Origin of the sequence: Affinundibacterium seohonense, assembly GCF_014284305.1 — a bacterium.
Classification (GTDB): Bacteria; Pseudomonadota; Gammaproteobacteria; order Burkholderiales; family Burkholderiaceae_D; genus Undibacterium; species Undibacterium seohonense.
The window spans coordinates 126939-153601 of the sequence record NZ_JACOFW010000009.1 but is presented as its reverse complement, the minus strand read 5'-3'; the positions used below and the strand labels follow the sequence as shown (position 1 = coordinate 153601).

General features: G+C 47.7%; 22 protein-coding genes and 1 pseudogene. 6 read left to right on the top strand and 17 right to left on the bottom strand.

Going from position 1 to position 26663, the window contains the following annotated elements:
* The 3 genes and pseudogenes from H8K52_RS10390 to H8K52_RS10380 all read right to left on the bottom strand — a co-directional run.
* Nucleotides 1-203: pseudogene (locus H8K52_RS10390) on the bottom strand (IS110 family RNA-guided transposase); the annotation flags it as partial.
* 81 nt (nucleotides 204-284) lie between these two features.
* On the bottom strand, nucleotides 285-725 hold the full coding sequence (locus tag H8K52_RS10385) for a hypothetical protein (protein WP_186922831.1): 441 nt from the start codon (nucleotides 723-725) through the stop codon (nucleotides 285-287).
* Nucleotides 726-1107: 382 nt separating this feature from the next.
* Nucleotides 1108-1284, bottom strand: a complete 177-nt coding sequence (locus tag H8K52_RS10380) for a hypothetical protein (RefSeq protein ID WP_186922830.1) — start codon at nucleotides 1282-1284, stop codon at nucleotides 1108-1110.
* A gap of 94 nt (nucleotides 1285-1378) precedes the next feature.
* Here H8K52_RS10380 and H8K52_RS10375 point away from each other — a divergent pair, with 94 nt between their 5' ends.
* Nucleotides 1379-1606: a hypothetical protein gene (locus H8K52_RS10375; RefSeq protein WP_186922829.1), complete on the top strand. Its 228-nt coding sequence runs from the start codon at nucleotides 1379-1381 to the stop codon at nucleotides 1604-1606.
* Here H8K52_RS10375 and H8K52_RS10370 read toward each other — a convergent pair.
* The 7 genes from H8K52_RS10370 to H8K52_RS10340 all read right to left on the bottom strand — a co-directional run bounded on the left by H8K52_RS10370 (nucleotide 1599) and on the right by H8K52_RS10340 (nucleotide 11206).
* Entirely contained in the window at nucleotides 1599-2165 is a 567-nt protein-coding gene (locus tag H8K52_RS10370; RefSeq protein WP_186922828.1) for an SOUL family heme-binding protein, read from the bottom strand. The two genes, H8K52_RS10375 and H8K52_RS10370, sit on opposite strands and share 8 nt — an antisense overlap.
* Nucleotides 2166-2787: 622 nt before the next feature.
* Nucleotides 2788-3246 carry a hypothetical protein gene (locus H8K52_RS10365; protein WP_186922827.1) on the bottom strand — a complete coding sequence of 153 codons (459 nt, stop codon included), beginning with the start codon at nucleotides 3244-3246 and terminating at the stop codon, nucleotides 2788-2790.
* A 209-nt stretch (nucleotides 3247-3455) separates the two neighbouring features.
* Complete coding sequence (locus H8K52_RS10360) at nucleotides 3456-5693, bottom strand: penicillin acylase family protein (protein WP_186922826.1); 2238 nt, start codon at nucleotides 5691-5693, stop codon at nucleotides 3456-3458.
* Nucleotides 5694-5928: 235 nt separating this feature from the next.
* Nucleotides 5929-6684 (bottom strand): LytR/AlgR family response regulator transcription factor, encoded by a 756-nt coding sequence (locus H8K52_RS10355; protein ID WP_186922825.1) that lies wholly within the window; start codon nucleotides 6682-6684, stop codon nucleotides 5929-5931.
* 59 nt (nucleotides 6685-6743) lie between these two features.
* Nucleotides 6744-8093, bottom strand: a complete 1350-nt coding sequence (locus tag H8K52_RS10350) for a sensor histidine kinase (RefSeq protein WP_186922824.1) — start codon at nucleotides 8091-8093, stop codon at nucleotides 6744-6746.
* Between the two features lie 109 nt (nucleotides 8094-8202).
* Nucleotides 8203-8643 (bottom strand): response regulator, encoded by a 441-nt coding sequence (locus H8K52_RS10345; RefSeq protein WP_186922823.1) that lies wholly within the window; start codon nucleotides 8641-8643, stop codon nucleotides 8203-8205.
* 109 nt (nucleotides 8644-8752) lie between these two features.
* A complete protein-coding gene (locus H8K52_RS10340) occupies nucleotides 8753-11206 on the bottom strand; it encodes an alpha/beta hydrolase family protein (protein WP_186922822.1) in 2454 nt (817 codons plus the stop codon).
* A 298-nt stretch (nucleotides 11207-11504) separates the two neighbouring features.
* Between H8K52_RS10340 and H8K52_RS10335 the strand changes: the two genes are divergently transcribed.
* From H8K52_RS10335 to H8K52_RS10320, 4 genes are read left to right on the top strand one after another with little or no spacing between them, the layout of a single operon-like run.
* Entirely contained in the window at nucleotides 11505-13124 is a 1620-nt protein-coding gene (locus H8K52_RS10335) for an HD family phosphohydrolase (RefSeq protein WP_186922821.1), read from the top strand.
* Nucleotides 13125-13150: 26 nt separating this feature from the next.
* Nucleotides 13151-15004 carry an adenylate/guanylate cyclase domain-containing protein gene (locus tag H8K52_RS10330; RefSeq protein ID WP_186922820.1) on the top strand — a complete coding sequence of 618 codons (1854 nt, stop codon included), beginning with the start codon at nucleotides 13151-13153 and terminating at the stop codon, nucleotides 15002-15004.
* Nucleotides 15001-15528 (top strand): hypothetical protein, encoded by a 528-nt coding sequence (locus tag H8K52_RS10325; protein WP_186922819.1) that lies wholly within the window; start codon nucleotides 15001-15003, stop codon nucleotides 15526-15528. Before H8K52_RS10330 ends, H8K52_RS10325 begins: the two co-directional genes overlap by 4 nt.
* Complete coding sequence (locus H8K52_RS10320; protein ID WP_222613751.1) at nucleotides 15525-16403, top strand: M48 family metalloprotease; 879 nt, start codon at nucleotides 15525-15527, stop codon at nucleotides 16401-16403. The genes H8K52_RS10325 and H8K52_RS10320 overlap by 4 nt, the downstream gene beginning before the upstream one ends.
* Before the next feature lie 143 nt (nucleotides 16404-16546).
* Here the strand turns inward: H8K52_RS10320 and H8K52_RS10315 are convergent, their stop codons facing one another.
* The 4 genes from H8K52_RS10315 to H8K52_RS10300 form a co-directional block, all read right to left on the bottom strand.
* On the bottom strand, nucleotides 16547-17722 hold the full coding sequence (locus H8K52_RS10315; RefSeq protein ID WP_186922818.1) for an acetyl-CoA C-acetyltransferase: 1176 nt from the start codon (nucleotides 17720-17722) through the stop codon (nucleotides 16547-16549).
* A 299-nt stretch (nucleotides 17723-18021) separates the two neighbouring features.
* Nucleotides 18022-18588: a phasin family protein gene (locus H8K52_RS10310; protein WP_186922817.1), complete on the bottom strand. Its 567-nt coding sequence runs from the start codon at nucleotides 18586-18588 to the stop codon at nucleotides 18022-18024.
* Nucleotides 18589-18827: 239 nt separating this feature from the next.
* Nucleotides 18828-19310 carry a methylated-DNA--[protein]-cysteine S-methyltransferase gene (locus H8K52_RS10305; protein WP_186922816.1) on the bottom strand — a complete coding sequence of 161 codons (483 nt, stop codon included), beginning with the start codon at nucleotides 19308-19310 and terminating at the stop codon, nucleotides 18828-18830.
* Nucleotides 19311-19314: 4 nt separating this feature from the next.
* Nucleotides 19315-20805: a DNA-3-methyladenine glycosylase 2 gene (locus H8K52_RS10300; protein ID WP_186922815.1), complete on the bottom strand. Its 1491-nt coding sequence runs from the start codon at nucleotides 20803-20805 to the stop codon at nucleotides 19315-19317.
* A gap of 123 nt (nucleotides 20806-20928) precedes the next feature.
* Between H8K52_RS10300 and H8K52_RS10295 the strand changes: the two genes are divergently transcribed.
* The gene (locus H8K52_RS10295) at nucleotides 20929-23811 is read left to right on the top strand and encodes a GAF domain-containing sensor histidine kinase (protein WP_186922814.1); all 2883 of its coding nucleotides are present in this window, start codon (nucleotides 20929-20931) and stop codon (nucleotides 23809-23811) included.
* Nucleotides 23812-23912: 101 nt separating this feature from the next.
* Here the strand turns inward: H8K52_RS10295 and H8K52_RS10290 are convergent, their stop codons facing one another.
* From H8K52_RS10290 to H8K52_RS10280, 3 genes are read right to left on the bottom strand one after another with little or no spacing between them, the layout of a single operon-like run.
* Nucleotides 23913-25481, bottom strand: coding sequence for an ammonium transporter (locus tag H8K52_RS10290; protein WP_186922813.1), 1569 nt, complete (start codon nucleotides 25479-25481; stop codon nucleotides 23913-23915).
* A 15-nt stretch (nucleotides 25482-25496) separates the two neighbouring features.
* Nucleotides 25497-25835 carry a P-II family nitrogen regulator gene (locus tag H8K52_RS10285; RefSeq protein ID WP_186922812.1) on the bottom strand — a complete coding sequence of 113 codons (339 nt, stop codon included), beginning with the start codon at nucleotides 25833-25835 and terminating at the stop codon, nucleotides 25497-25499.
* A gap of 39 nt (nucleotides 25836-25874) precedes the next feature.
* Nucleotides 25875-26633: a TorF family putative porin gene (locus H8K52_RS10280; RefSeq protein WP_186922811.1), complete on the bottom strand. Its 759-nt coding sequence runs from the start codon at nucleotides 26631-26633 to the stop codon at nucleotides 25875-25877.
* Between the last annotated feature and the right edge of the window lie 30 nt (nucleotides 26634-26663).

Below are 26663 nucleotides of genomic sequence, written 5' to 3'. Positions count from 1 at the left end.
AGCCATTTCATCAGTATTTCCTGTATCACTTTTACCGCTGCCATTAGTCGCGCATGCGGTTGCTCATCTGACACAGTGATAACTGTAGGTCTGGCTCTTCTGCCGTCACTTAGACCCATTTTCCAACTGCCGTTAGAAAGTTCTAACGCCACTGCCAGAACCACTTTTTCTGCAGTAAAATCATTCCTAAGAGTCGCAAGCATGTCGTTCTCCTTGATTTAATTGGTCGAGCTTTTATTTTAAGGATTGTTATTTGCTTGTCGACTCTTTCTTTATCATAGGATCTAAATTAGGACGCCACTATAGTCACGCAAAATTCCACGTTCTTTCCATTGCTTGAGAACTGCTTCAGTCACAGAATTCGATATGACAGTGCAATCGTCATGAAAGTTATCGCACGCCATGAAAAGCAACTCACCTTCGACTTCAACTTGGGTATGAATAATGGCGCCGTTAGTACCAAGAACGTCTGGCCTGGCAAAGATGCGCTTGAGGGCTTTTATATTCTCCGAATTGATAGGAACCACAAGGAAGTCCATTACGGGATCTAAAGTTTGACGTAGTAATGAATTTGTTTCTTCAGAAGTACAAGCGGTCAGCTGCGCAAGATCCCATTCAGAAAGATCACCCTCAAAGGAGGCGTGCGCGGCACCATCGTACTGGCGGTAAAGCGCGCAAAGAATGCCTGCACAGTCACGAACTTGAATCGATCGGAAATTACTCATACTCGCGCTTAGCTAGTTTCAAAACAAAACACGAAAACTAACACGCACCAGCACAAGTCTCAATAGAAAAATACATCGCAAGCTTAGCGATGCAGGACAAGAATTATAGACTACCCGATTGGAATAGAACAAAGACATCCATTTCAAAAAGCAACAAAAAGCGAGCACGAAGTCTCGAATTAATGCTATTTTTATTTCACTAATTTGCAATTTCAAGAGCTATCTTTTCTAACAAAGCTTTATGCAAAACAAGAATCATTCAATTTGTTGGCTTTTTAGTTGGGAGTTTTTGCTGGCGAAGTAGACGCAAGGTTTTGCATACCTCACCGCTTGGCTTGGCGCAGTTAGTTGAGGTGACCTAAAGAAATACCTATGTAGACATTTAGTCGTGACTCGGCAACGTTGACGGTGCCTCACTCACATCTGGTATGGTCACGCCTTGCGGCCGCACTAGCGGTGGTAGTTTTTTATTGATCAAAGGCAGATTACTTACCTCCGTCCCATCGGGACGTACGGCCTGCTGGGCTGACAGCCAATCACCATTGTCTTGGGTTTGCATGATTTTCCTTTCACAGCGAGTTCTGGGTATCAAGATCATAGCCTGATCCAACATAGCCAACTGCCACAAAGCGCGTTTTTTTGTGATAGCGCAAATGAAAAAAAACAAAAACAAAGACATCCATTTTAAAAAGCAACAACAAGCGTATCCCAAGTCTCGACTTGCGATTATTGTGACTCAACAGATTCGGCATGACAACACGAGCTACGCCAACAACGCTTGGTGCAAAACCAGCATCATTTATTTTATTGGCCTTTTAGTTGGGTATTTTGTGCACTCTGTTGTGCGCTCTCGCTGGCACGAGCGTGGTGGGCTTACATGACATGCCGTATCCAAATCTCATTTCGACGTAAAAACGGCAAAGAGAATGGCGCGTTATATCTGGAGAAAATCGCTTCGCCCTCGATTTTTAGATTATTCTCACTCGCCAGTTTCTTTAATAAAGCGAGCTTTTCTTCATACAATGATTGCGACCAACCACCTGAATACGTTATCACTAGATAAGTTTGCGCGGGCATCTCACGCAACTTGACTTTAGCGTTCGTCGGCTCCGGCAAGGTCTCCATCGTATATTCTCTAGGCATCGCAAATTGCACAAGATATCCCGCTTCGGTTGCTGTCTGCGACACTGGTGCCGTCATTTCTATTTTGGTAGGCGTCGGTGTTTGCGCCACAGGTGCAGTCATCTCAATTTTTTTGCTGCCTTTATTTTTTCCAAAAATATAGCCACCCAAATATTCAAAAGCCAGATTTCCAGCCTTATCCGCGGGCCCGGGCACTGTCACTTCGGCGACTAAATAGGCTTGGTATTTTCGGATTTCAAATTGCGGATAGCGTTTTACCACTTCATAACTCGGCTCTTCAATCGCTGATGCATTCATGATGCTTCCCAAAAATAAAACAAGACCTGCGAATAGTGCTTTCATTTTTCCTACCTCAACTCTTTTGATCGATACCGACAATAGTACATGAGGAAAAATTTCTCTGTCGGCTGTCGCACAATGCTCCGCGCCATTGTGCGTAAACCGAAGCTGACATGAGGTGGCTAAATGAAAATGACAAAAGATGTCCATGTAAAAGTCCTACAACTTCCTTGCCTGACATGGGAGCAGTAGGTTCACGATAGCCGTGTAGCAGCAGATGGTAGTGATTTGACATAATCGCGTAGGCGCAAATCGAGATCAAAAAGACTTACGACGATTCACGCAAATGCTCAACGACCCAAGCTTCGCGATGGGAAAAATCTCGTCCAGAAAAATCGTCTTTGCCCCACAAGAACGCACGTCGCACACAGCGGCCAAGGCGGTGATAATACGGTGTCGCGTCTAGGGGAACATATTGCTACAAACCATCGACATAATCTCCCCTCCGTTTTTGAGGTTTAAAGTTGAGGTGGGAATAGTTTATTTTGCAAATAACTAATTAAAAAGTTCTTTAATCAAGTTTGTTATTTTTTAAGATGGGTGTGTTTGGTTTCCTCCCAACCAAAGTCACACAGGCTCCTCATTTCTTATTAGCACGTTCTTTAGCAACAATTTTCATATCCTGCAAGGAGACGACCATTGCAGCGCAGCGCTTATTGGTCGATGCAACTAAGGCGTTGTAATCTTCTTGATCTTGATTGAATTTCTTACTGTTTTCGTTAAGTTCCGCGCCCCTCTTATTGAGGTCTTCCATTTGTTCATTAAAGCGTGTTACTGCATCCTCATCATAGATATCGAGTTTCGGCTGAGTTGCGACGAGCGCGTTCATCTCGTCCTGTAATTGCTTCAATTTTTGATTATGTATGCCCTTAAGTTCTTTTAACTCAACTAGCTGAGAAGCAAGTTTATCGGATTCGATTAAACACGCACGATACTCATCACGAGTAGAAATCTTAGGGACTTGATGCTGCTGCGCAGATACGCCAAACGTGCAAGTAAATAACAGGCTCGCGAGTGCAGATTTTATGTTTCGTGACATGATAAATAGGGTGATAGTGTATGGTCAAAATAAGTGGCTTGGGCTCATCACTTATGTTATTTTTGATATTGTAATGGAGCTGCTTAGTGCTTTCAAAACATGTTTTAGATTTATAAAAAATAGACTCAACATTTCTATTTGCAAATCATCTTTCCTTGATAAATTCATTCCGATTAGCATGCTCTAATCGGAGCCACACACTCAATCAACTACTGCCCCGGATGATATTTACGCTTAGTATGTTTATCTATATCTTCCGGATAAAACAGCACGTCTTTGAACTCGCCTTTGCTATACATCTCGCCTTGATCATTAAAATGCGGGGACTTGGGATCGCCGCTATTACCACCAGCCAGTATGCTTTTGGCTTGTATGCGCGGGCCGAAGGAGACTGCGGCGACGAAGCTGTTGCCGCGGTCGCCGTAGATGCGTTTAGTGGTTTGTGTTGCGGTCATCCCGAAGGCGGCTAATGAGCCCCAATTGCCAGAGGCGAAGGCGACTGGCCAGCTTGGTTTGTTGTCGTCGTAGGTAGCTTGAATATCGCCGCTTAAGCGTTGAAAGCGGTTGATGTCACCCCAGGCGGTTTGCCAATTACCAAAGTCGTTTTGCAAGCGATTGCTGGCGCGTTGTAAGGCCGCTAGTAATGCGGGGGCTGGTAGGTTCGGCAAATAGTCAACTACCGGAATATTTTTTTGGCGCGCTTCGTTGCTATGTTGAGCGACTAAGTCCTGTGCCCAATAGATGGCTAATGAAGTCGCCGTCGAATTGATCGTGGCGCGTAAATCCCAGGCTCGCAGACTCTTGATTTGCTCGGTCAAGGCGAATTCTGGTTTGACGTCGTAGGCTTTAAATAGGGCGGGTAAGAGGGTTTCAAACGCCGTCAATTCGCTGTCATAAGCTAACTTGATAAGACTTTCTAAATTAAGTTGCTTGGCGTTTTTTAAGACTTTGACGGCATGCTGACCACGGGCGTTTTCACCATTGGTCCACATATAGCGTGGGTAATCTTGTTGACGTGGGCTGCTGCCATCGGCACCTACACCGGCCGCAGAGAAAGGCCAATTATTGGTGTTTTGTATCCAACCATTTTTTGGATTGAACAGGTGAATAATGTCTTTGACCTCGTGCAGTCCTTGCCAATCCGCGCTGCGCTTGCTGCCATCGACAGGCTGGGTCCAATCGAGTTGAGGATTGCGGCGCGGCACAAAGTCGCCGTGAAAATAGGCGATGTTGCCATCCTTGTCGGCATACACGGTGTTATTCGAGGAATTGGCGCGCAGGTCCATCACTTTGGCGAAGCCCGCGTAATCACGCGTTTTGGTGCGCAGATACGATTGCATCAAGGCTTTCATCGGTTCATTCATCAATTGCACTGCGATCCATTTGCCGTTGGCTTCGCGTACCACGGGGCCATGATGACTAAAATAGGTTTTCACTTTACGCGAGACCATGCCCATCGGTGAGCTATACGGAATCGTTTGTTCGACCATTTTTAGGGGACGTAATTTGCCTTCGTAGGTGTAGAAAACCTTGTCGCCTTTTTTGGTAATATTGAGCGCAAATTCATCGATCACATCAGCAGCGTTGGAGGTATGCATCCAGCCGTTGTATTGATTGAAGCCCTGATACACAAAAAACTGTCCCCAAGTCACGGCACCATAGGCATTCAAACCTTGTTCACTGCGCACATGAACTTCGGGACGGAAATAGAAAGACGTGTGAGGATTAATCAGTAACATCGCCTGACCATTGGCGCTAAGTTTAGGCGCAATCGCAAAGCCATTGGAACCACGTGGCTCTGGCAAAATTGGCGACTGTGCTTGACTCAGATATTCGGGTTTATCGCCATACAGAGCGTTCAAATCGTTGAGATTGACGCTTTCGATGTCACCACCGATACTGCCTTCACTAAAGGCCAAAGCCATCCATGGTTCGAAATGCGTGATCAAGCGTGGTTTGACTTCGGGATGGGTGTGTAGGTAATAATTCAGACCATCAGCAAAGGCGTTCATCAATTGTTTTAGCCACGCAGGGCTCTTCGCATATTGCGCTTTTAATTGGGCTGGCTGTATGAATAATTTCATGCGCAAATCACGCCAAAATTCGACCTCTCCCTCGACTTCAGCCAGACGTCCTAGCGCGTTGATGTAGTTGAGTTCGATGCGTTTGAAATCGTCTTCCGCTTGCGCATACAAGAGACCAAATACCGCATCGGCATCACTCTTACCAGCGACGTGAGGAATGCCCCATTGATCGCGAGAAATCGTGACTTGCTGTGCGCTGGCTTGCCAGCGGGCGAGGTCTTTGGGATTGGTGGCGGGTGCGCTGTGCGCGAGAGCGGTGGTGAATGCACTGGCGAATAAAAAGCCAAGCACGGCGAGCTTTCTAGACGATGAAAAAGAAACGGATGCAGCTGGATGGCTGTGGCTTGATGAGATCGCGTTCATGGAGCACCTTCGGCAGGGTAGTGGATTTTATGCACGAAAGACTACCACAGCCAAGGGCAAACGATTTGAACTTAATGGAAATTCTGCGGTGACATTTTCAGTACACGTAGGCACATAAGCACATAGGCAATTTCGCAAGCCACCATTATTGTGGTGGTTTTTGATCGAAGCGCTAGCTTACAAATTTAATCCAGAGTGAAATGCTTGGATATCCGCCCCCCTTGCTGCGATTAAACTACATAGGCTTAAAGCGCCAAGCATACGCCTGACTGACCTTCAACAAGTCCTTGCAACCACGCAGTTGTACCGTCACTTTGCCCAACTCATCGCGGTGCGCTTTAGCGATCGCGTCAGCGCGTACCACCACGCTGCGATGGATTTGCCAGAATATTTCTGGATCGAGGCCGTCGATGATTTCTTTGAGCGGTTTGCGCACATGGGCTTCATCATCGGTACAGACGACGCGGGTGTATTTTTCGTCTGAGGTGAAGAACAAAATTTTATCGATAGGGAACATCTTGATAGTATCGCCCACGCTGGCACTGATCCAGCGTATGCGTTCTACATTTTGCGGGCGCAGGCGCTTGTCTAGCTCTTGCATCAATTGACTCAAATCAGACGGCGCGGCTTTGGTTTCCAATCTGGCTTTGAGACGGGCAATCGCATCGACTAAGCGTTCACGTGAAATTGGTTTGAGCAGGTAATCGATCGCACCGGCAGAAAAAGCTTCCAGCGCATGATTGTCGTAAGCCGTCGTAAAGACCGCATGGCAGCGTCCTTTAGTGGCATTCGCTACGTCCAATCCTGTCATACCTGGCATGCGAATATCTAAAAACGCGATATCCGGCGTATAGTTTTGAATGGCTTCTAACGCTTCGGTGCCGTGCTCGCATTCGGCAACAATCTCAAGCTCTGGCCACAATTCGTTTAACATGCGGCGTAAGTCTTTGCGGGGTAAATCTTCGTCGTCAGCAATAATGGCAGTAGTCATGTTTTCCTCAATTACTCATTGTATTTTTTTGCGTTGCGGTCATGTCTTGCTACAGAAATTTAAGAAATCAAAGGCACGATAATACTAGCAACCACGCCACCATCTGGCCCTGCTTTTAGCGTCAAGCTGGCGCGGCTACCAAACATCGATTCTAAACGCTCGCGGATGTTTGCCAAACCGATGCCGGAACCGGAAGTGGTGCCACCAAAACCAACACCATTATCGGTAACACTAACTTCCAACATTTCTTCATCGCCTTGATCAAAGTAGCGGGCATTCACGGCAACGTGAGCCGGGCCAATTTTGGGTTCGATGCCGTGTTTAATCGCATTTTCGACCAAAGAAATCAACAACAGCGGGGGAAACGCCGCGTCTTTTAATTCTGACTCAACACTAAAACTCAATCGAGGAATCCGCGCTTGCATCAAGCCCAAATAGGCGCGCGCAGCTTCCAGTTGTTTTGCCAATCGACCTTGTTCTGAGCTGCCATCACCCCGCATTTGCGGAATAGTTGAGCGCAGGTAATCCACCAGGTGATCAACAATCGCCGTAGCACGCAAGGGTTCGGTCAAAATGGCAGAGCGAACACCCGCTAAAGTGTTGAACAAAAAATGCGGTTCGACTTGGGCAACCAACACGGACAAACGGAGCTCGGCTTCACGGCGGGCATCTTGCGCACGTCTTAATTCTTGTTGACGCATAGCCTCTGCCAAGCGTTTACGTTGACGGAAAAAAACTAGCAGATCAAAGAAGCTGCCCCAATAGAAACAGGCGATGACGATCGGAGTCCATTTTAATATCGTGATCATGACATTGACCAATGGACCACGTTCCAACTCTTTTTGCTTTTCAGTTTTTTCCTTAGCGTCGACTTTTTTTTCCGCTGGCTGTGCCGTCTCGCTTGGTGTTGCCGTTGGCTGCGATGCGGAACTTGGCACCGGTTTGACCTGGGCTTGCACACTAATTTCGGTGCTTTTCCCCGGTGTTTTGAGCAAATAGTTAAAGCCAAGATGGCTGCCGTAGCCAATCGCAAAACTCAACACCATACCTAAGATCAGCGCCAGAAAAATCCCGATCGCTTCTTTGCGTTCTGAAAAATTTTGCTGACGTACCCACACTGCCATCGCTTGCCCAATTAGGAACAGGCCAACGCCAGCGATAAAGAAAGGGAGCGTCCAAATGAAGAAAAGATTGATACGTTCGGTTGTCAATAAGACGATACCAAACATTAATATGAACAAAACAAATAGCGTGCCGCCAAACGCAATTGCACGATGGCGAAACCAGGTCCGCGAGAACACAGGAAAATTACGATAGCGATTAAGCCAGGTATCACTTTGGATCGAGACTTCCGATGGCAAGGCTTGTTCGGACATCAGGGATTGAGAACTTGGGCTGGTGGTATTCATAAGAGGCTCCTGGCGAATTAAGGATGACTGTATGCCAGATGAGTTACAAAAGGTAAGTTTGCGATGAAATTGGCTCAGCGCCGATGAAAACAAAAAACCAGAGGATCAATTAGGATGGATCTGGCTGATCCGACTGGGTGTTGTCGCTGGCAGGCGCTTCTTTGGGCTTTTGTCGGCTTTGTGTGGCGATTCGTAAAATGGTGTTACGGATTGCCATCAAGACCGCGACGGCATTGAATGGTTTAACGATAAACCCGACTACGCCGCGTGTTTGTGCTGCTTGTATGGTCCCAGCGTCCATCTTTGCCGAGACTAAAAATATCAACGCTTTTGGCAATTGCGTGCGTAAATTATCGAGCAATGCCAAACCATCTTTGTCGGCTTCACCAATATCCACACAGATAATTTGTGGCTGCAACTTAACCATTTTTGCAAGATTTGTAGAACTGTGATTGCCATCACCGACCACTTCATGCCCACCATTGGTCAGCACCGTGCCCAATAGATTACGGGCGACGGCTTGGTTATCAAGAATATAGGCTCTGAGCATGGGTGTGATCAATAGAGTTAACGCTATACATCATAATTCAAAAGCATTGCTGTGGTTCAAGAAAAGATGGCGATACACGGGTTTCACGCCACACTCAATTGCCAAGTAATCACTTTGTCGTTGGTTTCGCATTTTTGACAAAACGATTCAGCCATTGATCTTGCTCCCACAACATGTGCAGTAAAGACTCACGGGCGCGATAAATATGGCTTTCGTAAGGCAGCATAACCAAACGCGCCGGCGTTCCCAAGCCTTGTAGTGCCTGATACATGCGCTCACTTTGCATGGGGAAGGTGCCGGGATTGTTATCGTCTTCGCCATGAATCAACAATAAAGGCACATCAATATCATCAGCATAGTTGAACGGCGACATGTCTTGATAGGTATCAAAAGCGCGCCAGTAGTTTCTATCCTCGGATTGAAAACCAAAGGGTGTCAGACTACGGTTGTACGCACCAGAACGGGCGATCCCGGCTTTAAACAAACTGGTGTGGGCGAGTAAATTCGCCGCCATAAAAGCACCATAACTATGACCGCCGATGGCGATACGATGACGATCAGCCACGCCTAATTTCACCACTTCATCGACCGCCGCTTCGGCATTCATTTTAATTTGATGAATGAAAGTATCGTTAGGTTCTTTACGTCCCTCTCCGATGATGGGCATAGAAAATCCGTCTAAGACCGTATAGCCACGTGCCAGCATAACTTGCGGGCCTTGGACATTGATACGATTAAACTTGTAGGGAGAGCCAGCCACCTGACCAGCACTTTCAGCAGATCTAAACTCGCGCGGATAAGCCCACATCAACATCGGTCGCGGGCCATCACGCTTTTCATCGTAACCGGGCGGCAAATAGAGTGTCGCGGTCAAACTCACGCCATCTTCGCGCTCATAATGCAACTGCCGCCTTTGTATGCCGCGAAACTTTGGACTTGGGTGAGGATAATTGGTCAGCGCTCTGGGTGCTGAACTACCAGCCAGATTGCGTAGAAATAAATTGGGACGCTCATCAGCCGCCTCGCGGCTAGTAATAATCTGATGCCCCTGATCATCGAGCACGCCTAAAACTTCTTCATAGTAAGGTGCTTTAGAACGCCACAACCGTATGGTTTTTTCGGCAGGCACATAGTAACGATCTAAGAACGGCCGGTCGCCTTCAGGACTTGCGCCCACGCCAGTTAAGAACATCGATTGCTCATCCGAGGTCAGGCGTATCACTGAGCGACCAAATTGATTCAATTCCATCACTGGTGTACCAGGATTACTGTATTGGTCTTCGGTTTTGCGACTAAACAAGAGCTCTGGTTTGGCATAGGGTGCGCCGGGCTGAATACGCCAGGTGCGAGTTTCGCGTGTTTTGCTCGACGTCTCAGTGACTAAAGCAATATGGTCATTCGCCCACAGGACATGATTAAAGCGCCAAGGGAGATCCATCAATTTCTGCGGGCTGCCGCCAAAAGGAACACCGTGTTGCCACAGTACATCCGAAATTCGGGTATTGGCATCGGGATCACCACCACCTTGTGCTTCGACCCAATACAAAGTGGCGGCCTGATCATTGCGCCAAGCGAAATTGCGTGGGCCTGCTTGCACCGCATCACTAGCACTAGGTAAGCGTTCGCGCATAGGCACGTCGGCGATGGTTTTGAGTTTCTTACCATCGATGCCCCATACCTCAAACACATGGCCAAAACGCTCCAGTGGTAATTGATAAGAGTAGGGCCGCTTCAATTGCGTTGTCAGTACCCACTTCGCATCCGGTGATGCCAATACTCGCAATAACGGTGTCACCGCACCGAAGCGTCGTACACTGCCGTCAATATTGACCACTGCCAATTGCGTTTGTAATTGCCAGTCCAGCATATCGGCATCGTGCGGATTCTTTAAGAGGTCGGGATACGTGCGGGTTTGCGCCAATTTACCACCACGCGTTTCTTGGCTATTTGGTCCGGATGGCACCGTTGTCTCACGCGGCGCAGCTTTTTGTGAACGCGGGAGCAAACGCACTAACAATTGATCGCTACCATTAAGCCAGGAAAATCCTGCTCCCATCACGGCATTCAGTCTTTCCGAAATCAGTCTATGGGCAGTGGCTTGTTTCACATCCAATAACCACAACTCCACGCCGTTACGTCCCCAGACGCTAAATGCCAACCACTTTTCATCTGCCGACCAAACCATATCGGCAATCTTGACTTTGGCTGGCAAGCCGCTCACTGCCCGTGTTTTGCCGGTAGGAATGTCGAGCAAGCTTAATCCATCACTAAAATTAGTGCGCATCGCCGCCCGCAGTTTTGGATGTACCCGTAAGCCTGCCAGTTTTAACTCGGGTTGAGCGACTTCAGCAATGGTCGGCAAATTCGGAATACTGACCAACAAGCCAGTCTTGTTTTTCGGTCCCAATCGAAATTCAGGTCCACGTGGTGCATCGACTAAGGCTTGCAATTCAGGCGCTGGAATTTGATAACGCGTATCACTGGCAGAGGCGCTCATCACGGAGCACAGCGCAACCAGGCAGGTGGAAACGACTATGCGGGGGAGGGTAAACCTTGACGACATTACTTCGTCCTTATGAGTTCGGCTATAAAAAAAGCTAGCAGATTAATGCTCGCACTTTCGCATTATAAAGACAAATGTGGGTGGGATCTCTGCGTATCCCCGACAGATTCATGAACATAAGGAATCTGGCAAGATAAAAAATTAAGCGAATTAGCAGCGATCATGGTCGAGGAATTACCAAAGTGTCTGTTGTTTTGCTTAAATCTAAAGACACAAAACGACGCAATTGCATGCTTTCGTACGACAGAACAAGTAGACTAACGCAAATTCTCAGGACTTCTCTGTAAATGGCTAAACCATGTCTGAACTGAACCACGAACAAATCGCCCAGCGTCTGCAACATCTGACCGAGCTCAGTGTGGCCTTGAATGGCTTAGAAGATACCGATGCTTTACTGGAACGGATCTTAACGACCGCCAAACAGTTGACCAAAGCCGACGGTGGGACTTTGTATCGCCCGAACAAAGAGAAAACACATCTCGAATTTGACATGGCGATCAATGACACCCTCAAGCTGCACGTGGGTGGCTCACAGCCGCGCGCCAAGGACATGCGCTCGATTGCCTTGTTTGACGACTACGGACATCAAAATCTGGCTGCCGTCGTAGCCTATGCCGCCAACATCAAACAATCGGTGCGCATCCGCAATGTGTATGAGGCCGATTTGTTCAATTTCTCGGAAATGCGCCACTTCGATGAGCAAAATAATTATCGTTGCCAATCCTTATTGACGGTGCCCATGCTCAACCACGAGGCTGAGTTGATCGGTGTTTTACAACTGATTAATGCCATCGATCCAGAGACGCATGCCATCACGTCTTTCAGCGAAACGGATCAAGGCTTTATCGAAGCCTTAGCTTCACAAGCGGCGATCGCCCTGAGCAATCAAGAATTAATTTTCCAGTTGGAAAATCTGTTTGAGTCTTTGGTCAACTTGATCAACATCGGCATCGACGAAAAATCACCGAATACCGGACGTCATTGCCAGCACGTACCAGAGCTGACCATGATGCTAGCCGAAGCCGTGCATCGCAGCGATGCGGCGGCGTTCAAAGATTTTCGGATGAGCGAGCGAGACCGTCGTGAATTATGGATGGCGGGCTTGTTACACGACTGCGGCAAGATCACCACGCCCGTACATGTGATCGAAAAATCAACCAAGCTAGAAACGATTTTTGATCGCATCCATTTGGTCGATGCGCGTTTTGAAATTTTACGACGCGATATTGAAATTCGCCACCTCAAGAACATGCCTGCCAATGACACTGACCGGCAAGCCGCACAACAAAGCATGCAAGAGGAATTACGTCAGATTGATAGCGATCGCGCCTTTTTGAAACATGCCAACATCGGCGGCGAACGCATGAGCGATGCCGATCAAGACCGCGTACGACAGATCGCCCAAAGAACTTGGGTCGATAGTCATGGCATGCAGCATCATTTATTGAACGCGGAAGAGACCGACAATCTGACCATCAAAGGCGGCACTCTTACTGCGGATGAACGCAAGATCATTAACAATCATATCGCCGTAACGATACGCATGTTAGAAGCCTTACCGTGGCCTAAGCATTTGAAAAATGTGCCTGAATATGCGGGCGGTCATCACGAGCGCATGGACGGCAAAGGCTATCCACGCGGCTTACGTGGCGATCAAATGTCAGTGCAGGCACGCATCATGGCGATTGCCGATATTTTTGAAGCCTTGTCTGCCAAAGATCGTCCTTACAAGACCGGCAAGACCTTAACGGAGTCCCTAGATATTCTCGGCAAATTTGCCTTAAACGGGCATATCGATCCCGACCTATTCCAAGTGTTTGTCAAAGAAAAGGTGTATCTGCAATACGCTGAGAAATTTATGGATAGTGCGCAGATTGATGCCGTCGATGAGAGCAAAATTCCCGGTTACACGGTCTAAGCCTTTGACATCAGCACATTGCGATCATGAAAAATCCAGGCCGTTTCATCCATCTGTGCAGCCTCTTATTTCTCCTGATCGCCAGTATCGAGATCACGTCCCTACAATCACTGCAATCCTTTGATTATTTGTTGTCGGATTTTCTGGTTCGGCAACAAGCCAAAACGCTACAAGCCGATCCAGACATCGTCATTGTGAATATCGACGATTCCAGCTTAGCACGCATGAGCGATGATGTCGGCAATTGGCCCTGGCCACGTTCTGTGCATGCAGAGCTGATTGAGGGTATCGCTAAACAAAAACCCTTGGCCATGGTTTTTGACATCACTTTTGAACAAAAAGATGTGTACCGACCTGAAAGTGACGCACGCTTTAATGCGAGTTTGCGCGAACTAAAACAGCAAGGTCACAAGATCTTCTTCCCCATGATACGCAGGCCGCCTGAAGACGATATCCATGGCGATTTGATGAGCGATATCAGCACTAGCTTAGGTTTGCAAGCGACACCACAGGCGCAAGCTGGCGCGCGGGTCGCTTTTCAACCACCACAAGCAATTGATGCCGATTTGTGGCAACTTGGTACCATCAATTTTTCAGAAGACAAAGATAAAGTCGGTCGTCGCTATGATTTATACACCGACGTGTATGGCTGGTTAGTGCCATCATTACCTACGAAAGTCGCTAGCGCCTTGGGCTATCGTGTGCCGCAAGAGAAAGATCTCCTATTGTCATGGCGCGGCGGTGAGATTCCTTTTCAACGTATTTCTTATGTCGACCTGTATCAAGATTTCGAACGTGAAAAGTCGCAGCGCAAACCCAACGAACTACAAGGAAAAATTGTTGTCATCGGCACTGCCGCCTCCGCGCTCCACGATAGACGCGTGACGCCGATCGACAGTTTATATTCGGGATTGGATATTCTGGCGACTGCTATCGACAATTTAAAGAATCAACATCGTATGCAATTACTTCCCAGTTGGATTAACTGGATGGCTTGCGTCAGCATTATGCTCATCGTGTCTGTTTCTTTTTTACGGCGCGTCAATGCCCTATACCCTGGCATCGTCTTATTGGCGATCACTACTGGTAGCTTATTTCTTAGCTATGCCGCACTGTCATCCTTTTACTTGGTTCACATCGTCACGCCGCTGCTCTTGGCGTGGCTATATTACTTCTCCTTAGCCTTACACGAATACTGGATAGAACTAACTAAGCGCCAACGAACCGAAAAGCAATTTAGTCGCTTCGTGAATCCGCATGTGGTCAAAGAATTGGGCAACAACGAAGATTGGGGACAACAAGGTCAAAGTCGTGAAATTACCGTTTTGTTTTCTGACATTCGTGGCTTCACCACGCTTTGCGAAAACCGCACGCCACAAGAAATCGTCGATTTACTCAATCGCTATTTCACACTTCAGGTAGCAGTCATTTTTAAGCATAACGGTGCCGTCGATAAATTCATTGGCGATTGCATCATGGCGTTTTGGGGCGCGCCTTTAGATAATCCAGATCATGCGCTCGATGCGGTGCGCGCGGCGATGGAAATGGCGGAAGTCTTACAAGATTTCAAACGCGAGCTAGGCGACTTAGAGGCGGATTTCGATGTCGGTATCGGCATCCATTCTGGCCCGGCTGTCGTTGGCTTTATTGGCTCAGAAAAACGAAAAGAATTTACCGTCATCGGGGACACCGTCAATCTTGCTAGTCGTATCGAAGGTTTAACCAAAGGCGTTTCGCGCATCTTGGTATCACGTGAAACCATGTTGTTGTGCGGCGACAAACTTGACTTCCAAGCTTTAGGTTCCTATAAGGTAAAGGGTCGAGAACAAGAAGTTGAGCTTTTTGCCCCCGTTTCATCTCATCAGGGAGAACATCCATGAATCACCCGATCAAACGCCAACTCTTGCTAGTGGCTCTGCCGCTGTGCTTGAGTGTTCAGGTATGCCAAGCACAAGGCACACAAGCCAGTGTGGTGCGTCCAACCGATTTAAAGGCGCAAGCGTTTAGCGATGCCGCTACCATCAAGGTCTTACCAGAAAATCTCAAAATCGACGTGCTCTCGCGCAAAGCTAGTTGGATGGAAGTCAAAGCACAGGGCAGTTTGGGTTGGGTCAAGATGCTGAGTTTGCGCTTTGACAGCGGTACGCCATCTTCGGGCGGACTGGCAAACGCGACGAAAGGTTTGTTCGAGGCTGCACGCTCCGGTGGTACGGCTAGTACGGTGACGACGGGTGCTATGGGCTTCGATAAATCGAAGTTTGAAAACCCCACACCAAACCTAGATGCACTGGCCAAGATGAAGCAATTTAGCGCACCAAAGACAGATGCCAGCAATTTCGCCAAACAAGAAAAACTGCAAGAACAAAACCAAACTTATCTCAAAGCACCAGGAGATAAATCATGAAATTTCGCAAATTTGCATTAGGCGCTTGTGCACTCGCCAGCACCTTGATGTTGACTAGCTGTGGCAATGTCAGCGGTCTAAAAATCAATAATTTTGATATTGGCAAAAGCCTGCAAGCAGCCACCAGCGCCAAGAACGCCATCGTGCCCTTAACCGAAGCGGAGGAAATCGAACTAGGCGAAGGCATCGCCAGCAATTTGCTCGGTTTGGCGCCGCTACACACCGATCGCGAAGTTCAGCGTTACGTCAACAGCATAGGACGCTGGATTAGCATGCATAGCGAACGCCCCGATTTGCCTTGGACTTTTGCGGTACTTGATAGCGACAACGTCAACGCTTTTGCCGCGCCAGGTGGTTATGTGGTACTGACTAAAGGCATGCTATTAAGAATGACCAGCGAGGCTGAACTAGCGGGCGTACTCGCTCATGAAATCGCCCATGTACTACGTAAGCATCACTTAAATGCCATGCAAAAAGCCAGTGCCATGAGTGCGCTTCGAGATGGATTAGATGTCGCGATTACTGCCAAAAATGGCAATCCGAATGTACTGAAAGTCTTATCGGTAGGCACCGCTCTGTACGCACGCGGATTGGACAAGGAAGATGAATTTGAATCCGATCGCATGGGTGTCGTATTGGCCGCACGCGCTGGCTATGACCCTTACGGACTACCTGCGGTGCTACATAGCTTGCAAAGAATCAGCAGTAACGACGAAGGCATGCAACTCTTATTCCAAACTCATCCCAAACTATCGGATCGCCTTGGGCAGCTAGATAACATCATGGGAAGAGACTTTGATCGCTATGAAAATCTGCCTAGTGTGCAGGGACGTTTTGAAAAAATATTGACGCGCATGAAAACGGGCAAAAATTAGATCTTCAATTTAACCGGAAACAAAATGGCCGCCTTGATAGCGGCCATTTTGTTCTTACCATGATGTACGCAAAGTGATTGGATAGTTGGTCGCACCAATAACTTCCTGCGCAATCAGTATGTCATTTCAGCATGAAGGGCTAATCAACGCTCAATCGCCAACGCCACACCCATACCGCCACCGATACACAAGCTCGCCAAGCCTTTCTTCGCATCACGACGGATCATTTCGTGGATCAAACTGACCAAGATACGGCAACCTGATGCGCCGATAGGATGACCAATCGCAATCGCGCCACCGTTCACGTTAATCTTGCTGGTGTCCCAGCCCATTTCACGATTCACGCCGATGGCTTGTGCAGCGAAGGCTTCATTGATTTCCATTAAATCGACTTCTTCATGTGTCCAGCCGGCTTTTTTCAAGCACAATTGGGCGGCAGGTACTGGGCCCAAGCCCATGATCGTTGGATCAATACCGGCGGAAGAATATGCCTTAATTTTTGCTAAGACTGGCAAACCCAGCTCGGCTGCTTTTTTCGCTGACATCATAATGACGGCAGCCGCACCATCATTCAAACCAGAGGCGTTACCCGCTGTTACCGTGCCTGCTTTATCAAAGGCGGGGCGCAATGACGATAAGGATTCTAAAGTTGTGCCGTGCTTGATGAATTCATCGCTATCGAAGACCGTTGTACCCTTTTTCGTTACGATTTCGTAAGGAATAATTTCATCGACGAACTTACCGGCTTTTTGCGCTGCTTCTGCTTTATTTTGTGAAGCCAAAGCGAATTGATCTTGTTCTTCGCGGGTGATGCCGTGTTTCTTGGCGACGTTTTCCGCAGTGATGCCCATGTGGTAGTTGTTATACGCATCCCACAAACCATCGACGATCATGGTATCAACCAATTTTGCGTCACCCATGCGGAAGCCGTCACGTGAACCGTTCAAGACGTGCGGTGAGGCACTCATGTTTTCCTGACCACCAGCGATCACGATATCTGCATCGCCGGCCATGATGGCTTGTGCGGCTAAGTGCGTCGCTTTCAAACCGCTACCGCAGACTTTGTTGATCGTCATAGCAGGAACCATATTTGGCAAACCGGCGCGAATCACCGCTTGACGTGCGGCGTTTTGTCCAACGCCAGCAGTTAATACTTGTCCGAGGATCACTTCGCTAATCGCTTCTCCGCTTAAACCTGTTTTCGCCAGCAAAGCCTTGATCACATGCGCGCCCAAATCGGAAGCTGCTACTTTTGCCAATGAACCACCAAATTTACCAACCGCGGTGCGTCCAGCGGCGACGATTACGACTTCTTGCATGTGAAACTCCCTAAATAGTTTGAGTCAAAGTTGCGGTGAATCCATAAGATTACACCAGTCTGTACGGCTTAGTGCTGATTTGCCCTTGAAAATATTGCACCGCATTAGAAGTGCTTATTTTTTAGACAAATACTTAGTTTAAAGAAAAATGTTGAGACGAAAAAAAAGCCTTCTTTTCAGAAAGCTTTTCTTTGTGAAGCCGCGCTTATTGTTCGAACAAGCTCAGTTGCACTTGTGGACGAAATTTGCGGCTCCGTAGTCGTTTGGCGTTTGGCTTAACCAAAGGCTGTTCGGCTACATTACTTCTTTTTAGCAGTTGTCGTTGCTTTTTCTGCAGCTTGTGTGAATTGCTTAGTTGCATTCGCCAAGTTGTCTTCCAAAGTTGCAACAGCTTGCTTGGTTGTTTTAGACAATTGCTCGTAGCCTGCGTTGATGTTACCAACAACAGATTTCAAAGCAGTTACAGCTTGTTCGGAACCAGCTGGTGCATTTTTTGTCACTTCGTCGATCAAAGAAACAACTTTTGCGTTTGTTTCAGCGATATGAGACTCAACAGCCTTTGTGAATTCTTGCTGTGTTGCAGAAGTGATTGTTGCCAAGTGACGACCATAAGCCATCGCTTTTTCTGCGTTTGGCTTAGCTTGAGCAGATGCCAAAGCGATCAATTCTTGTGCGTCTTTTGCATTCAACAATTGTTGAGTTGCTGCAGTACCTTCTTCGAAAGTTGCTTTAGCAGCGTTCACGTTCAAAGATACGAACTGTTCCAAGCCTTCGAATGCTTTTTGGTTCAATGCTGTGATGGCAGCAAATTGTGCTTCTAAGTTAGTTTTAGTAGCAGCGATAAATTGTTCTGGTGTTGTGTACATGGAATTCTCCGGTAAGTTGACGAGTCAGATTGACGATTCGGTTTGAATCAAAATGGCAGTGAGTCCCAAAAAATCTTTAAACATGGTGCACCGCAACAATTCGTATTCTACTGACTATTTTTTAAGCGTCAAGCTTTTTTTGTGCATCGCATCAAAATAGTTAATGGAGAGGCTTATTTTGTTTTCATTAGGGTAATTTTCTCCTTGTTTTTCAAGGATTTAGAACAGGAAATGTAAATTCAGTGCCAGCCTTCCAGAGTCAACAATGCGTGCTTGTTTGCGAGCCCGCCTGCATAGCCTTGCAGTTGTCCATTAGCGGCAATCACCCGGTGGCAGGGAATGATGATAGAAAGAGGATTACGGCCATTCGCTGCCCCCACGGCGCGTACTGCCTTCGGTCTAGCAATTTGCTGTGCAAGCGCGGAATAACTACAGACCTCGCCATACGGAATAGTCTGCAGGGCTCGCCACACTTCTTGCTGAAAAGCCGTGCCATGAGAACAATCTAAAGGCAAGTCAAATTGTTGACGTGTCCCTGCGAAATATGCATCCAGTTGCTGGGCTGCCATTTGTAATAAGGAATTTTGTGAGTTCAATTCCCAAGCGGAATCGAGTTGTATGTGTTTATGTTCAGGGAAATAAACACCACACAGGCCGCGTTGACTGGCGACTAGCCGCAATGGGCCACAGATCGTTGGATGTATCAGATATTGTTGGTGCATAAGCTTAGTTCATTTCAGTTTGGGGAACGCTCAGGGATTGCCATAGCAATAGCGCGGCATAACCTCGCCATGGTGACCAAGCGTCAGCGAGCGCCAATAGTTGCTTTTCTGTGCAGCGCGAATCCATACCCACACTCACAGCCTTCTGCAAACCCAAATCACCAGCGGGGAATGCATTGGAAAAACGCAGGGCACGCATCGCAATGTACTGCGCCGTCCATTCACCGATCCCGGGCAAGGCTTTTAGGCGCATGACGAGGTCATGAAGTGAACAGTTTGGCGGTATTTGCAAACCACCGGCTGCACTAAATACGGCGAAAGCATGAATAGTGGCGGCTCTAGTTCGAGGCACACCAATCGAAGCTATATCGTCAATACTTTGTCGAGCCAAATAGTCTGGACTAGGAAAGTGGTAAGCAAGCTCACTCCACGGCGTCGTGACTGGCGCACCAAATTTTTGCACCAGTCGTCCCGACACCGTGGTCGCGCCAGCAACACTAACTTGCTGCCCCAAGATCGCTCTAATCGCCAATTCAAAAGCATCGAAGCTTCCCGGCACCCGCAAGCCTGGAGTCCGCATCATTTGTTGAGCCAGTCGTGGATCACTCTGCAGGTGGGCGGCGATCGCCACAGGGTTAGCTTCCACATCAAATTGTTGACGCACCTTGGCCAACAAGGGCAGCAACACTTTGCTTAAGCTTGGGGCAATTTCCAGCAGTAACTGTTGACGCTCGGGCAGATGACTGACCTGTATCCAGCCTTGTTTGCCTTCGATCTGCACACTGCGCCGATAGAGGCCGCGTTGCAGATCAACTTGCTCTAAACCCGCCATCGCTCGCCCGTGCAAATAGTTGAGCAATGCATCCCATGCATAGGGCGGGCGATAGGCTAAGCGCAGCGTAATGCCTTGATCTGGCGAGCTTGGCAACGCCAAGCGACGAATCGAGGCGGGCGTCATTTTGTAGCGGGTCTCAAATAGGGCATTAAACCGTCTGACACTACCAAAACCAGCAGCAAATGCGATTTCCGTCATACTCAGTTGCGTTTCTTGTATCAATTTTTTTGCAAACAAAAGCCGCTGGGTTTGTGCCAACTCAATCGGACTTACACCAAACTCTTGTAAGATCACCCGACGTAACTGACGCGAGGACAGGCCCACTTGCTTGGCAAAGATCTCTACCCCTGACTCGTTCAAAGCACCGGCGGCAATTTTGTGCCATATCGCATGCGCTAGATTTTGTTGCAAGTCGTACGGAGCTAACTCTGGTCGGCACCGCAGGCATGGTCGAAAACCCGCAGCTTCCGCAGCCGCTTGTGAACTAAAAAAGACACACGAACTCTGACGTGGTGTCTTGACCCGACAAATTGGACGACAATAAATTCCTGTTGTCCTAATGCCAGCAAAAAATACCCCATCGAAACGGGCATCCTTGGCAGCGAGGGCACGATAATAATCATGTGAGATATCTGAATTGCGATCTTGAATTATTGTCATATGCTGGGGATTGAATCAAGAAGTCCGTTACGATTGACGAAGCTTAAACGGGAAAGCATGAACATTTCTAGCCATTTTCGGACAGATAACTTTAAGACGGGAATATTCTAAACAACACTATCCATGAATGAACTCATCCAGCGCGTAGAACGCTGTGCCAGACGGCATCCTCACCTAGCGATCCGCCTATTCCAGCGATTAGAGCAACAAGCTTATCGCGAAAAACGCTTGTCATTAGCGCTTAATGCGTTGGTGCGTCGCTTCTTTATTTGCGAACGTCTTGGTATTGCCGTCGCACTGAACGACGAGCTTTATGATGGCCTGCAACAAGCAGAACATTTCGGTTTGACTTACCAAGCGGGGCGCATCATGTTATGCCTTGGGCGCATCCGCTATACACAAGGTATTTATCGAGAAGCAATCCGCTTCTGGACTCGGTGTATCGATCTATGCAAGATCACACGAGATACGGAAGTTTTGGTGGAAGCACGGATTGGATTAGGGCAAATTTACGATGCCTTGGGGGATTGGGAAACAGGTGCTCGTTTTCACCAAGACGCTGGTTTGTTATTGGAAACCTTTGATCGTCCTTATCTAAAAAGTAAGCAAGCGATCAATCTCGGCGTTAACAATCTGCATATCGGCAGAAGTGCCGATGCCAAACAATTGTTTACTATCGCTATTCGCGAGGCTAAACGTGGCGGCATCGCTGAATATGTTGCGGAAGCGCACTGGCATTTGGGCGCCTTGTCGCTACAAGAAGGTCAACTAGAAGATGCCTTGCATGAAGTCAATACAGCGATTCAGTTAGCATTATCCTGCGATAACCAATGGCTGCTCTGTGCGGCCTCAAATACCTTGGGTGAAATTTTCGTTGCGCAACGACAGCCGACCGCAGCGATTGAGGTGTATTTGGAGGCTTTACACAAAGCGGAAAAAATCGAATCGCGTCAACAACGGGCTCAATGCAGTAATGCCTTATCGCGCCTGTATGAAACGACTGGGCAAACCGAATTAGCCTTGTCCTATGCGCGTGCCCATCACCAATTGAGCAAAGAAATTACCGATGCCAGTGTTATCGACAAATTTAGAGAGTTGCGTGAATATGACTTATCCAAAAAACCGGCAATTGAATTGCTGCTTGATCTGTCATCTAACAGTCAGCTAGAGGATAAGGATTTACCGGAAGCGCTTCAGTATGTATGTAACGAGGCGCTCAACATTTTGCAAGTCGACAGTATTTGTTTATGGCTCAAAAACAAGGAAGAATTACGTTGTGAAATGATTGCAGGAGAACTAGCTTTTCCTTTTGGTGTCGGCAAACGCTTACGACAACAAGATTACTTGAAGTATTTTCAGGTGATACAAAATCTTCACGCACCAATCGCCATTCATGACCTGCGTATACATCCCGCTGCAGCAGAACTAAGCCAACTTTATCAAGGCGTTGAACTTTGTTCCTTACTAGAAATTTCCGTCCGTCTGCATGGAAACCAAATTGGTGTCATCAATTTCGGCAAAGCCGGACAGCGAAAAAACTGGAGTCGAGAGGATCTTTTATTCGGCAGCCACCTAGCCAATTTAATCCAGCAGATTCTTAGTCTCGATGAGTATAGGAAAGCTCAAAGCCGTCTGGAAAATCGCGTGGCTGAACGCACTCATGAGTTGCAGGAGAGAACCGAGCTATTGCGCACAGCGCATCAGAACATTTTTATGCTCAGTGAGATCGGTCGCGAAATTACTTCGCAGCTAGACCGGGAAAGTATCATACAGACGCTGTATCAATACGTTCAAAAACTCATGCCCGCTGAGCTCTTGTCGGTCGGTATTTATAAAGCGGAACAAGGGATGATCGATTTTCCCTGCAATATTTTTCAAGGCCAAGCGCTATTGCCTTATCACCGCAATCTACAGGAACCAGATCTCCTATCAGTCTGGTGTGTTCAACACAAAAAGCCCATCTACATCAATGATGTGCATGAGGACTATTTGCATTACGTTGGTATGGATGGTTTGGATAAATTGGTCGCGACTGAGTCATTTGCAGAGATCAACGAAGGCTTTGCGCCATTATCGTTAATCTACGTTCCACTCATCGTCAAAGACCGACTATTAGGCTTACTATCGATGCAAAGCCAACATAGAAATGCGTTCGAGCGTATGCATGTTGATATGCTCACCACCTTGGCAGCATACACCGCCGTGGCGTTTGATAATGCCGATACTTATCAACAATTATCCACCGCCCAGCAGCTCTTGATGTCAAAAGAAAAACTCGCAGCACTTGGCGCTTTGGTGGCAGGGATCGCTCACGAAATCAATACCCCGCTAGGGAACTGCGTACTGACAGCGACGACCTTAAGAGAAAATTCCCTGAGATTCATTCAGCAGTTTGAAGCAGGCACGCTCAAGCGATCCGGTTTTACCCAGTTTACCTCGGGATTAACTGAGGCCAACGAGATGCTCATACGCAATCTTTCAAACGCGAGTGAGCTGATCAGTAGTTTCAAACAAGTTTCGGTTGACCAGACGAGTCAGCAACGTCGACCTTTCAATTTGCTCAAGACAAGTCAAGAAATTGTGCGCACCATGCAGAGTCGTATCAATAAGAATGGACACGAATTGCAAATTGATATCCCTGAGTCAATTGAAATTGACGGATATCCTGGTCCCTACGGGCAAGTGATCACTAATTTTATCAACAACGCACTCTTGCACGGCTTTGAAGACCGCAATGGTGGGATGATGCAATTACGTGCCGAACTCAGCGATGCGCAGTATGTCAAAATTCGCTTTAGCGATAATGGTAATGGCATGCGTCCCGAGCATTTGCGGCGCGTGTTTGATCCTTTTTTTACTACCAAACTTGGCCATGGTGGCAGTGGACTAGGCATGAATATTGTGCACAACATCGTGACCGATTTATTGGGTGGCAGCATCGTCGTGGAAAGCAAGGTCGATGTTGGCACAATCGTTACCTTGCAACTACCGATTTTCGCACCCTAAAGCCAAATAAAAAAACGCCTCTCAAGTTACTGAGAGGCGTAAAGTCCCACCAAGAAACGATACCAAATTATTGTTCTTCTTACTGCTAAACCCCGACTATCTTAGGAGTGGTAAGCAGATTCACCGTGGCTAGTAATATCCAAGCCTTCACGTTCTTCATCTTCAGGAACGCGCAAACCGATCACGATATCGACCAGTTTGTAGGCCACAATGGACACCACCGCTGACCAGGCGATCGTCACACCAACAGCGGTTGCCTGTGTAGTCACTTGACCGATGATGTTATAGGGATCTGCAGACATCTTATTGGCAACGTAATCGAAGATGCCTTGACCACCCAATGCTGGTGATGCAAAGACACCTGTCAACAAGGCGCCCAAAATACCACCGACACCATGGACGCCAAACACATCCAAAGAGTCATCTGCACCCAACAAACGTTTCAAGCCGTTCACGCCCCACAAACAGACGATACCTGATGCCAAACCAATGACCAAGCCCCCCATAGGTCCAACGAAACCACACGCAGGGGTAATCGCAACCAAGCCAGCAACTGCACCAGAGGCTGCACCTAACATCGACGGTTTGCCCTTTGTCATCCATTCACCAAAGACCCAAGAAACCGTTGCCGCTGCTGTCGCTAACAGGGTATTGATGAAAGCCAAGGCAGCGATATCGTTAGCTTCGTATGCAGAACCTGCATTGAAACCAAACCAGCCCACCCACAACAGGGAAGCACCTATCATCGTCATCGTCAACGAGTGAGGAGCCATCGCTTCTTTACCGTAACCAACACGCTTACCGATCATGAATGCACCGACCAAACCAGCTACTGCGGCGTTGATGTGAACGACCGTACCACCGGCGAAATCTAATGCACCCATTTGGAATAAGAATCCTGCTTTTGCAGTCTCTGTCGCTAATGTTGCGGCATCTTTGATCGCATCAGGCCCGGTCCAGAACCAAACCATATGCGCGATAGGTAAATAACTGAAGGTGAACCAGATCACAACAAAGGCCAATACTGCTTTGAACTTCGCGCGTTCTGCAAACGCACCAATAATCAGACCACAGGTAATGGCTGCGAAAGTTGCCTGGAAAGCCGCGAAGACAAATTCTGGCAGCACCACGCCTTTTGTAAAGGTCGCCGCAGTCGTAAATGTAGCTTGGACAGGATCCCAAATGCCTTGCAACATGACGCGATCAAATTTCCCGATAAAGCGGCCGCCTTCAGTAAATGCCAATGAATAGCCGTAGATACACCAGAGTACGATGATCACAGAGAAGATCATGAATACTTGCAGTAAGACCGATAACATATTTTTAGCGCGTACCAAACCACCATAGAACAAGGCTAGACCTGGAATTGCCATCATGGTGACCAACAAGGTAGCCACTAACATCCAAGCAGTGTCGCCTTTGTTTGCCGTCGGTGCAGGCGCTGCTGCAGCCGCTGGCGTTGCTTCAGTTACTGCAGCGGCCGCAGCTGGTGCACTGACTGCTGGCGCGGATGCAGCGACCTCAACGCTCGCCATACTGGCGGCTGCAGTAGTGGTCGAAGCCACGCTCGCGGATGCACTAGCAGACGCTTCTTGTGGACTTGCCCAACTCGCTTGCGTCATTGCAACGACGCAAACTAGCGCAGCAAACGATTTCAATAATTTATTCATGATGTACTCTCGTCGTTAAAGGGCTTCGTTACCAGTTTCACCCGTACGAATACGGACGACCTGTTCCAAGGAATAGACGAAAATCTTACCGTCACCAATCTTGCCAGTACGCGCGGCTGTCTCAATTGCTTCAATCGCGCGCTCAACGATATTGTCTTCAACTGCTGCTTCGATTTTTGTCTTGGGTAAAAAGTCGACCACGTATTCAGCACCACGGTAAAGCTCAGTGTGGCCTTTTTGACGACCGAAGCCTTTGACTTCAGTGACCGTAATTCCTTGCACGCCTAATTCAGAAAGTGCTTCTCGCACTTCGTCTAACTTAAATGGTTTAATGATTGCCGTAATCAGTTTCATGATGGTCTCGGTGATGTTTTTAATTCGAACTTAAGAAAATTAAAATGCTTTCACAGCAGACAAAACTAAACTGGTTTTACCAGTGAATTTGCCAGCCGGTGTTCTATACAGCTTGTCGTCAGCGCTGGTACCGATGACTGCTAAGCTGAAGTTAACGCCCACCAATTCTTTGGTGACGCCGAGTTTCCAATCGTTATACGAGTAGGAAGTATTGTTTTTGACAGTCTGACGACCATAGTGAAGATTCAATGTGTAACCTTCGCCCATGTCGACATTGGCACCTAGATCGAGGTATCCACTATTGGTACTCTCAACAAAACCGAACAGATTAGTCACGGAATGGGAATACTTAACGTAAACAGGGCCTGTACCAATTTGTCCGTAAATTTCTGTAGTGTTGGCATCGACAAAGCCCGCGACGTTTTTCAAACCATTACTTGGATAAACGTAAGTGAGTACACCGACGTCATAACTTACATCTGCCGTAATTGAGCCGCGTTTTCCGGCATAGATATCCATTTCGACTTCACCACTACCGCCGGCATCTTTCGTCCATTTGATAGTCGACAACCAAGTTCCAACATATAGGCCATTCACGTTATTCACGTAGTCAGCACCGCCTTGCAAAGCAGGCTTTAGGCGCGATTGGGAAATACCACGGTAGCGGTAGTCGCTCACTGCACCTAAGTTAAAGCTGACTTCATGTTCTGGTTTTGCTTCTTGGGCAGACACAGAACTTGACAACAAGACGCCTGTAAAACAACTGCTTAATGCTGCGCAGAGTAAGATCTTTTTCATGGTAATTCCCTCATTGATGGTTTATAAAAA

Coding starts and splice junctions, on each gene's coding strand:
- H8K52_RS10385 (WP_186922831.1), bottom strand. CDS start 725: ATGAGTAATTTCCGATCGATTCAAGTTCGTGACTGTGCAGGCATTCTT.
- H8K52_RS10380 (WP_186922830.1), bottom strand. CDS start 1,284: ATGCAAACCCAAGACAATGGTGATTGGCTGTCAGCCCAGCAGGCCGTA.
- H8K52_RS10375 (WP_186922829.1), top strand. CDS start 1,379: ATGAAAAAAAACAAAAACAAAGACATCCATTTTAAAAAGCAACAACAA.
- H8K52_RS10370 (WP_186922828.1), bottom strand. CDS start 2,165: ATGAATGCATCAGCGATTGAAGAGCCGAGTTATGAAGTGGTAAAACGC.
- H8K52_RS10365 (WP_186922827.1), bottom strand. CDS start 3,246: ATGTCACGAAACATAAAATCTGCACTCGCGAGCCTGTTATTTACTTGC.
- H8K52_RS10360 (WP_186922826.1), bottom strand. CDS start 5,693: ATGAACGCGATCTCATCAAGCCACAGCCATCCAGCTGCATCCGTTTCT.
- H8K52_RS10355 (WP_186922825.1), bottom strand. CDS start 6,684: ATGACTACTGCCATTATTGCTGACGACGAAGATTTACCCCGCAAAGAC.
- H8K52_RS10350 (WP_186922824.1), bottom strand. CDS start 8,093: ATGAATACCACCAGCCCAAGTTCTCAATCCCTGATGTCCGAACAAGCC.
- H8K52_RS10345 (WP_186922823.1), bottom strand. CDS start 8,643: ATGCTCAGAGCCTATATTCTTGATAACCAAGCCGTCGCCCGTAATCTA.
- H8K52_RS10340 (WP_186922822.1), bottom strand. CDS start 11,206: ATGTCGTCAAGGTTTACCCTCCCCCGCATAGTCGTTTCCACCTGCCTG.
- H8K52_RS10335 (WP_186922821.1), top strand. CDS start 11,505: ATGTCTGAACTGAACCACGAACAAATCGCCCAGCGTCTGCAACATCTG.
- H8K52_RS10330 (WP_186922820.1), top strand. CDS start 13,151: ATGAAAAATCCAGGCCGTTTCATCCATCTGTGCAGCCTCTTATTTCTC.
- H8K52_RS10325 (WP_186922819.1), top strand. CDS start 15,001: ATGAATCACCCGATCAAACGCCAACTCTTGCTAGTGGCTCTGCCGCTG.
- H8K52_RS10320 (WP_222613751.1), top strand. CDS start 15,525: ATGAAATTTCGCAAATTTGCATTAGGCGCTTGTGCACTCGCCAGCACC.
- H8K52_RS10315 (WP_186922818.1), bottom strand. CDS start 17,722: ATGCAAGAAGTCGTAATCGTCGCCGCTGGACGCACCGCGGTTGGTAAA.
- H8K52_RS10310 (WP_186922817.1), bottom strand. CDS start 18,588: ATGTACACAACACCAGAACAATTTATCGCTGCTACTAAAACTAACTTA.
- H8K52_RS10305 (WP_186922816.1), bottom strand. CDS start 19,310: ATGCACCAACAATATCTGATACATCCAACGATCTGTGGCCCATTGCGG.
- H8K52_RS10300 (WP_186922815.1), bottom strand. CDS start 20,805: ATGACAATAATTCAAGATCGCAATTCAGATATCTCACATGATTATTAT.
- H8K52_RS10295 (WP_186922814.1), top strand. CDS start 20,929: ATGAATGAACTCATCCAGCGCGTAGAACGCTGTGCCAGACGGCATCCT.
- H8K52_RS10290 (WP_186922813.1), bottom strand. CDS start 25,481: ATGAATAAATTATTGAAATCGTTTGCTGCGCTAGTTTGCGTCGTTGCA.
- H8K52_RS10285 (WP_186922812.1), bottom strand. CDS start 25,835: ATGAAACTGATTACGGCAATCATTAAACCATTTAAGTTAGACGAAGTG.
- H8K52_RS10280 (WP_186922811.1), bottom strand. CDS start 26,633: ATGAAAAAGATCTTACTCTGCGCAGCATTAAGCAGTTGTTTTACAGGC.